Origin of the sequence: Pelotomaculum sp. FP (assembly GCF_004369245.1) — a bacterium.
Classification (GTDB): domain Bacteria; phylum Bacillota; class Desulfotomaculia; order Desulfotomaculales; family Pelotomaculaceae; genus Pelotomaculum_C; species Pelotomaculum_C schinkii.
The window spans coordinates 21,302-30,246 of record NZ_QFGB01000051.1; the positions used below are offsets into that span (position 1 = coordinate 21,302).

Below are 8,945 nucleotides of genomic sequence, written 5' to 3' on the forward strand. Positions count from 1 at the left end.
GCTGGATTTATCTCGGAACGGCGTTGCTGCTGTTTTTGATTGTGGCCTATGCGGCATATAAACGGGTTGGTGATCGGTTATGGATCATTACGCAGATAATGGTGATTTTTTGGTGCCTCGGGTCCGCCCTGCAAGTATCCGCTACCGATCTCAAGACGATAGTTTTTTGGTATCATGCCGCCAATGATTTCATAGGATTCAAAGTGGCGGTTGTCTGGCTGCTCTGGGCTTTGACGGTTGCCGGCGGAAAAAGCCGGCTCACCCGGAGCCGGGTGGCCCTGTTCTTTGTTTTGCCGGTAATTACCGATATCCTGAATCTGACCAATTTCCGGCATGGATTGGTTTACAGTAAAATGTGGCTGGATACGTCGGGCGGTTACCCGCTGCTGCAGTTTATCTGCGGCCCCTGGTATTGGATAATTACCGCTTACAGCGGCATCCTGCTCCTGGCCGTGATCGTCGTCCAGGTCCAAGCGGCCCTGAACGGGCAAATGCTGCACCGGAAACAGGGGCTGACCATCGCCGCCGCTACCGGCGCCATATTGATTTCTATTGTCCTGTTTTTAATAACCGAAGGCGCATTGTTTGATTACTATGATCTCACTCCGGTGGTGATCGGTATCGCCGGTATCTTCACCAGCCTGGTCTTTCGCTTCCGGGCACAGGAGGCCGTGCCGGTCCCCCGCAATGCGGTCATGGAGAAGATGACCGGCGCCGTTTTGATCCTGGACGACCGCGACCGGATCATGGACCTGAATCCGGCGGCGGAAGCTTTTTTCGGCTTGAAAACCGCCAAAGTGGCGGGCTGCGTCTTTGAGGAAATTTTAAGCGATTGGCCGGAGCTGGCCGCGGCCGGCCGGGATAGATCCGTCAGTCATTGGGAATTCTCCCGGGACGGACGGCATTATGAAACTTATTTCTCCGGATTGAACGACGGCCGGAAAGCAGCCGGCCGTTTGGTGGTGATCCAGGACGTCACTGCCAATAAAGCGGCTGAAGCCCAATTGATCCAACAGCAGCGGGCTTTGCTGGTCTTACGGGAAAGGGAGCGGCTGGCCAGGGAACTCCATGACAGCCTGGGACAGGTTTTGGGTTATACCAATATCCAAATACAGGCTATCCGCGAAATGCTCAAAACCGGCCGGCTTCCGGCGGTTGACGGCAGTCTGGCCCGTTTGTCCCAGGTGATCACGGAAGCAAATACCGAGGTCAGGGAGTTTATTTATGGGGTCAAAACCACCTTGCTCTTTAAAGAGGGGTTTTTTGCCGCCTTGCGGCAATATCTGAACCACTTTGAACAGAATTTTCAAATCCGGACCGAGGCGCAAAACCCGGATAACATTACCGAGGAAGAACTCGGCCTGCCGGCGGGGGTCCAGCTTTTCCGGATTATCCAGGAGTGCCTGGCCAACGTGCGTAAACATGCCCGGGCCGGAAAAGTAACAATAATGTTCCGGAAAAAGGACCGGCAAATCCTGATTACGGTGGCTGACGACGGAGTGGGGTTTGAGCCGGGAAAATCCGCGGTCGGACAATCTTCTTTCGGACTGGAAATAATGAGGGAGCGCGCCGGGCAGATGGGGGGAGAAGTCCGAATTGACACCGCGCCGGGGCAGGGTACCACCGTGACGGTGACCATTCCCCGCTTTGCCGGTCCGGTACAGGCGCCGGCTGTGGGTCCGGGAGACGGAATTACGGAAACGGATGCTAAAATCAGAATTTTGCTGGCCGATGATCACGTCTTGTTCATGGAGGGACTGCAAAACCTGATCAGCCCCCATGGATTTGAGGTCGTCGGTAAGGCCAGGGACGGTCTGGAAGCGCTGGAAAAAGCCCGTTTGCTGCATCCCGAGATGATTCTGATGGACATGCAGATGCCCCGGTGCAATGGCCTGACAGCTACCCGGCTGATTAAAGCGGAGATGCCGGAGATCAAAATCGTGATCTTGACCATGTCCGACCGGGAACAGGACCTTTTCACAGCGATTCAAAGCGGAGCGTCCGGATATTTGCTAAAGGGACTCCAGGCGCAAGAGTTAATCGAGCAGCTCAACGGTCTGGCCTCCAACGCCGCCGTTATCTCGCCGGAATTGGCCGCCCAGGTTTTGGAGGAGTTCAACCGGAATGAAGAGGAAACGGCGGCAGCGGCGGACGTAAATCCGGCGAAGCCTGAAGAGGCTTTATCCCAAAGGCAGATTGAGATTCTGGCGCTGGTAGCGGGGGGGGATACTTACAAGGAGGTAGCCTCCAAACTTTTTATCTGTGAGAGGACGGTAAAATATCAAATGGCCGATATTTTAAGGCAGCTTCAGCTCAAAACCCGGCATCAGGCAATCGCCTATGCCCGGAAAGCGGGGCTGGGAAAGGAGAATGAGAGAAGGGAAACGGTGGAGCAGAGCTGAAATTGCTGTTAAAAATATTGCGCATACATAAAAGGGCAATCCGGTTTTTAACAGGATTGCCCTTTTATTGCCCTTTTATTGCCCTTTTATTGCCCCCCGGCGAAGGGGATTTGCCATTATAATTACATAGTCGGCAGAATAACCGTCATGAATCGCCAAGGAATTCCATTTTTTAACATGCAGGAATAAACTATATTGCTATAGAATATACCGGGTTACCAATTCATTGAAGATAAAGTTTTCTATTACCATTTCATTATATAAAGAGGGTTTCCGATGATCGACATCCACAGTCATATCCTGCCGGGTATTGATGACGGCGCAAGCAGCCTGGAGGAGTCTCTCGCCATGGCCAGAATCGCCGTCGACGACGGTATCAGGGTCATGGTGGCTACACCTCATGTAATAACAGGGCTTTACCCGAACACCAGGGAAGCGATCCTGACAGCGACGGAAAAGCTTCAAAGAGTTTTGCGGGAAAACGATGTATCCTTATCAATTCTGCCGGGCGCAGAGTACCACCTTGAGCCCGATTTACCCAAGTGGATGGCCCGGGGCGAACTCCTGACCGTCAACGACGCCGGGCGCTATCTATTGGTGGAGCTGCCTGCCGCTCTGGTGCCCGAATACACGGGTAAGGTCTTTTACGAACTCCAGCTGCAGGGTGTAACACCCATCATCGCCCACCCGGAGCGAAACATAGATTTTGCCAGGGAGCCGGGCCTTCTCCACGAACTGGTTTCTCACGGCGCCCTGGTTCAGATAACCGCCGGCAGCCTGACCGGCCTCATGGGCTCCGAGGCCGTAGCCACCGCCAGGACCTTTCTCAAACAGGGCTGCGTTCACTTTATCGCGTCCGACGCGCACGCCACCGGTGACCGGGCGCCTGTCCTTTCAGACGCGGCCAAGGAAGCGGTACAGTTGGCAGGCGAAGAAGAAGCCCAAAACCTTTTAACCGGGAACCCGGACCGGGCGATAAAGGGCGAGCGGATCCAGACCGGTGAAATCAAGGATTTGCGTCCAGCCGGACGAGGCATTTTCAGCTTTTTCAGAAAATACCTTCCAAGGTAGTATAAATTTTTTTTATCTGGTAATTTCTTTTTTTTGTTACGCTTGAAGGAGTAGACAAAGCCATGTCGAAATATAACAATTGAGGAAAAAGAACAATATCATATGCAGGCTGAAGGTGATGAAACTGGTTTTTTATTTGGGCGTCTGAAACCAGTTTGAGCCAGTGACGCAACCGGCAGCGCTTCCTGTCGGTTTTTTTGTTTTTTCCCGCATGTTTTAACGCGGCAATACTGGAGGTAAAAAGCTTTTGCCCAATGAAAACACCGTGGCCGGTATCGACGAGCAGGAAATAGACCTGCGTGTGTACATACAACTCCTGAAAAAACACCGTGCCCTGATCGTCCTGATCACCCTGCTCGCGGTGCTTGTAAGCGCCATTTTGAGCTTCTTTGTGCTGAAGCCCGTCTACGAGGCCAAGACCGTCCTCCTGGTCACCCAGGCGGCGGACAAGCTGCAGACGACGACCCGGAGCAATGACCCGGACGATCTGCTCAATACCGTCTCCCGCATCCCCGTGCTGACCATGAACACCTACGTCGGCCAGGTCAAGAGCGACGAGCTGATGAAGCGGGTTATTGAGCAAATGGGTCTGGAGCCCTACGGCTTTACGCCCCGCGGGCTGGCCGGCCAGGTCAAGGTCTCGGCCGCCAAGGACTCCTACCTGCTGGAGGTGAGCGTCAGCAACCACGACCCGCAGCTGGCCGTGAACATCGCCAATACGCTGAGCAAGGAATTTATCGGGTCGATAACGGAGAGGAACCAGGAAGTGATGGACCGTTCCGTGGTGTTTCTGCAGGAGCAGATGGCGGAGGTGCGGAAAGATCTCGACGCCGCCACGACGCAGTCCGAGCGCGACCGCCTGCAGGGCATGCTGACACTATTGTCCGAGGGCATCACCAAGACGCAGATCACACGTTCCTTCGACCTGGGCAGCACCAGCGTGGTGGTCGTTTCACCGGCCATGGCGGCGATCCAGGTCAAGCCCAACAAGCAGATGAACATAGCCGTGGCCTTTTTGCTGGGCCTGATGGCCTCGGTGGCTCTGGCCTTCGCGCTGGAGTTCCTGGACAACACGATCAAAAACCCGGAGGACGTGGCCAGGCACCTGGACCTGCCTGTGATGGGGATGATCCCGTCCGCGGACAGCCGCGCCAGGACCTATTACGGCAGTGACTAAACAACGAGGTGTAGCAATGTCTAAAAGCAACGGGAAGGAAAGAAAGCTTTTCTCGCACATCCGGCCCAAATCGGCAATAGCGGAGGCGTTCCGGACCCTGCGGACCAATATATCTTTTTCCTCTTCCAACGGACTGAACAGGACGATCCTGGTCACCAGCCCCGGCCCGGAGGACGGCAAGTCTACGGTTACCTCCAACCTGGGGGTGGTTATAACGCAGGCCAAAAGCCACGTCCTGATCATCGACTGCGACCTGCGAAAACCTGTGATGCACAAGTATTTTGACCTGGACAACCGTGTTGGCCTCACCAACCTGCTGGTCCAGGACCTGGCTTTAGACGAGGCCGTCAACGCCACCGGGGTGGAAGGGCTCCACGTGATCACCAGCGGCCCGATCCCGCCCAACCCGTCGGAGCTGCTGGGCTCCGCCAAAATGGCCGAGATCCTGGCCCGGGTATCGGCGGAGTACGACATGGTGTTGCTTGACGCGCCGCCGGTGATCGCCGTGACCGACGCTGTCCTGCTGGCGCCGATGGTCGACAGCGTGCTCCTGGTGCTCAAGTCGGGCTCATCGCGCATCGAAATGGCCCGGGCGGCCAGGGACCAGCTGCAGAAAGCCAACGCCAAAAGCATCGGCGTGGTGCTGAACGAAGCCCGCATGCACGGCGACGGCTACTACCGCTACTACTATCACTACTACGGCGCCAAAGACACCCCCACCGAGGAAAAACAGGCCGCAGGCCCCTAAACCTGCGCAAAAATATTAGCGCAAAATTAACAATGCCAGCGCAAATGAATTAACAATACGGGTGTAGATTAATTAAAAATGCAAGCGCCAATTCATTCGCACAGGGCGCGTCAGCGCCCAAGCTCTTTAACCAAGCTTTCTCTTTATAGAATCTGTTACCTTACAGCACTGGAGTGATCACCTCTGAAAACCAGCATGCGAACAATACTCCTAATGCTCTGCGACGCCGCTATGATCAACCTGGCCATGGCCATCCCTTTCGTGCTGCGCTTTTACGAAAACGATGGCGTCAGCCAGTACCTGCGCTCCTATATAAGCCTGGCCCCATGGATAACAATAACCTTCATCGCTATATTCTACGTTTTCAAGCTCTACAACCGGATCTGGGCCTACGCCAGCACGGGCGAACTGTTCGCGGTGATCCAGGCGGTCACGCTCGGCAGCCTGGCGGCCATCGCGATATTCTTCTTCGCCCACGCGCCGCTGCCGCGCAGTGTGGTGGTGATGCACTGGGCCTTCGCCATCCAGTTGATGGGGGGCTCCAGGCTGCTGTGGCGATACGCCGTGGAACACCTGAAGACCAACGGACACAAGCCGAGCCGGCGGGCCTTGATCATCGGCGCCGGCGACGGCGGGGCGATGGTGGCCAGGGAGCTGAAAGGCAATAAAAGCAGCTTTTTGCCGGCCGGCTTCATCGACGACGACCCCATGAAACGCAACGTCACAGTGCTGGGCCTGCCCGTACTGGGCACGCGGGAGCAAATACCGGAGGTGGTGGCGCGGCTCAAGATCAACCTGGTCGTCATCGCCATGCCCTCGGTAGAGGCCGCGGTCATCAGAGAAATCGTGGATATCTGCCGCGGCACCAAGGCCGAGCTGAGAATATTGCCCGGCATGTACCAGATCATCGACGGCCAGGTCTCCGTGAACCACCTGCGGCCGGTGCAGCTGGAGGACCTGCTGCGCCGCGAGCCGGTGCGCGTGGACCTGAAGGAAATCGCGGGCTACCTGGGGGGCAAGACGGTCCTGATCACCGGCGCCGGAGGCTCCATTGGCTCCGAGCTGTGCCGCCAGGTGGCCGCCGTCGGCCCCAGAAAACTGGTGCTCCTGGGCCACGGTGAAAACAGCATCCACAGCATCTGGCTGGAGTTGGAGGAGAAATTTCCCAGCGTTGCCCTGGCGATCGAGATAGCGGATATCAGGGACAAGCCCAGAGTCGACAACGTATTCCAAACACACCGCCCCGACGTGGTCTTCCATGCCGCGGCGCACAAGCACGTGCCCCTGATGGAGCTGCACCCCGCCGAAGCGGTGAAGACAAATATTTTCGGCACCCGCAACCTGGCCCAGGCTGCCGTCCGCTTTGGGGCGAGCGGGTTTCTCCTGATTTCCACCGACAAGGCGGTCAACCCGTCCAGCGTCATGGGTGCGACCAAGCGCATGGCCGAACTGATCATCGCCCAGGAAAATATGGCCGGCATAACCATATTCACCGCCGTGCGCTTCGGCAACGTGCTGGGCAGCAGCGGCAGCGTGGTGCCGCTTTTCAAGAAGCAGATCGCCAGGGGCGGCCCGGTCACCGTCACCCACCCCGAGATGAAGCGCTACTTCATGACCATACCCGAGGCCGTGCAGCTCGTAATCCAGGCCGGGGCCATGGCCAGGGGCGGGGAGGTCTTTGTCCTGGACATGGGCGAGCCGGTGAAGATCGTGGACATGGCCCGCGATATGATCAAGCTGTCGGGCTTGGAGCCAGATAAGGATATCCAAATAAAGTTCACCGGCGTACGGCCGGGAGAAAAGCTTTTTGAAGAGCTGCTGACCGCCGAGGAGGGCTCCAGCGCCACCGAGCACAAGCGTATCTTTACCGCGCGGCCTTCACTCGTCGACGTGGAAGCGCTGGAGAGCGAGCTGGTCAACCTCTCCCGCAAGGGGCTGCAGTGCACCGCCGAGGACATCTTCAACGCGCTGGGGGCTATTATACCGAGGTTCAGGAGCTACAGGAAAGTACAGGCCGGGTAGGTTCCCGGGACATGCATGGGAAGAGTGCTTTGCAGCAATTTTATAGGTTGATTGGACTGTATGGAGCTTGGGGCTTGCAGCAGTCTTTTTTGGTAGGAGGATGGGTTGCCTATATTTGGTTATCTGATTTTCAAATTCTTTGACGATCATGCTGCTAACACGGTACCAGCAGAAGGTGGAACCCGGCAATGTAGGCGCCATTTCAATCGCACACGGTGCGCCAGCGCCGAACTTACGTAGTCCTAATGTTACAGTATAGTTTTGTGGGAGAGTGCCGCTATAATGGTAAATACCAAAATCAGAAACATCCCGTTCTCACCGCCGGATATTACTGACGCTGAGATAGAAGAAGTAGCAAAAGCGATGGAGTCCGGCTGGATTACAACAGGGCCGAGGACGAAGTTTTTTGAGCAAAAGATAGCTGCGTACACCGGCACGTCTAAAGCCGTAGCCTTGAGTTCAGCTACGGCGGCAATGGAGCTAACCCTTCGTATCCTGGGTATCGGCGCAGGAGACGAGGTCATCACAAGCGCTTATACATATACAGCGTCCGCATCTGTTATAGCTCACGTCGGCGCAAAGATTGTGCTTGTGGATACGGCGCCTGATTCATTTGAGATGGACTATGACAAGCTGGCCGGCGCAATAACGGAAAAAACCAAAGCTATCATCCCGGTTGATATCGCCGGCAAGATGTGTGATTACGAAAAGATATTTGAGGTCGTGGAAAGTAAGCGGGAGTTGTTTCGGGCACACAACCTGCTCCAGGAAATTTTCAACCGTGTTATTGTCGTGGCTGATTCCGCCCACGGTTTAGGCGCAGAGCGTCAGGGAAAGAAGAGCGGCATGGCTGCGGACTTTACCTGTTTCTCATTTCATGCAGTGAAGAACCTGACTACGGCGGAAGGCGGCGCGGTGGTGTGGAGAGATGTCCCCGCCCGTGACGGTATGCCGGGCCTTGATAACGATAAGCTATACAACCAGTACATGCTCTACTCCCTGCACGGGCAGTCCAAGGACGCTCTGGCCAAGAACAAGATTGGCGCGTGGGAGTATGACATTGTACATCTAGGCTATAAATGCAACATGACGGATATCATGGCTGCGTTCGGATTGGCACAGCTTGAGAGATATGAGGGACTGTTGGAACGCAGGCGCGAAATTATTGAAAGATATGATCGGGCACTGCTGTCGCTGGGTGTGAAATCGATTAGACATTATGAGGATGGCAGGTCTAGCGGACATCTCTATCTGGCGAGGATACCGGGAATAGGCGAGGAACAGCGTAATGCATTGATAGAAAAAATGGCTGAAGCCGAAGTTTCAGCAAATGTGCATTACAAGCCGTTGCCGATGATGACCGCTTATAAGGAGTTGGGTTTTGATATAAGTGAGTACCATCCGTGATCGGTTTACCATAATATGTAATTAACAAGTCATAATAATTATATGGTTATACTAACCAATAGTGGAAACTGAGGTTTACTTCGGTTCATATGTTGTCCAGGGATCAATTAACCGTTCC

Annotated in this window: 6 protein-coding genes; all 6 read left to right on the plus strand. The window is 55.3% G+C overall.

Annotated features, from left to right (window positions below; all coding sequences use genetic code 11):
• Positions 1 to 23: 23 nt before the first annotated feature.
• Positions 24 to 2,402 (plus strand): histidine kinase N-terminal 7TM domain-containing protein, encoded by a 2,379-nt coding sequence (locus Psfp_RS16395; protein WP_153189548.1) that lies wholly within the window; start codon positions 24 to 26, stop codon positions 2,400 to 2,402.
• 276 nt (positions 2,403 to 2,678) lie between these two features.
• On the plus strand, positions 2,679 to 3,473 hold the full coding sequence (locus tag Psfp_RS16400) for a CpsB/CapC family capsule biosynthesis tyrosine phosphatase (RefSeq protein WP_134219615.1): 795 nt from the start codon (positions 2,679 to 2,681) through the stop codon (positions 3,471 to 3,473).
• Between the two features lie 247 nt (positions 3,474 to 3,720).
• The gene (locus Psfp_RS16405; protein ID WP_205079608.1) at positions 3,721 to 4,650 is read left to right on the plus strand and encodes a Wzz/FepE/Etk N-terminal domain-containing protein; all 930 of its coding nucleotides are present in this window, start codon (positions 3,721 to 3,723) and stop codon (positions 4,648 to 4,650) included.
• Positions 4,651 to 4,666: 16 nt separating this feature from the next.
• Positions 4,667 to 5,398, plus strand: coding sequence for a CpsD/CapB family tyrosine-protein kinase (locus Psfp_RS16410; protein WP_134219616.1), 732 nt, complete (start codon positions 4,667 to 4,669; stop codon positions 5,396 to 5,398).
• A 231-nt stretch (positions 5,399 to 5,629) separates the two neighbouring features.
• Positions 5,630 to 7,420 (plus strand): nucleoside-diphosphate sugar epimerase/dehydratase, encoded by a 1,791-nt coding sequence (locus Psfp_RS16415; RefSeq protein ID WP_243120736.1) that lies wholly within the window; start codon positions 5,630 to 5,632, stop codon positions 7,418 to 7,420.
• A 282-nt stretch (positions 7,421 to 7,702) separates the two neighbouring features.
• Complete coding sequence (locus tag Psfp_RS16420) at positions 7,703 to 8,827, plus strand: DegT/DnrJ/EryC1/StrS aminotransferase family protein (protein WP_134219618.1); 1,125 nt, start codon at positions 7,703 to 7,705, stop codon at positions 8,825 to 8,827.
• Positions 8,828 to 8,945 lie beyond the last annotated feature (118 nt).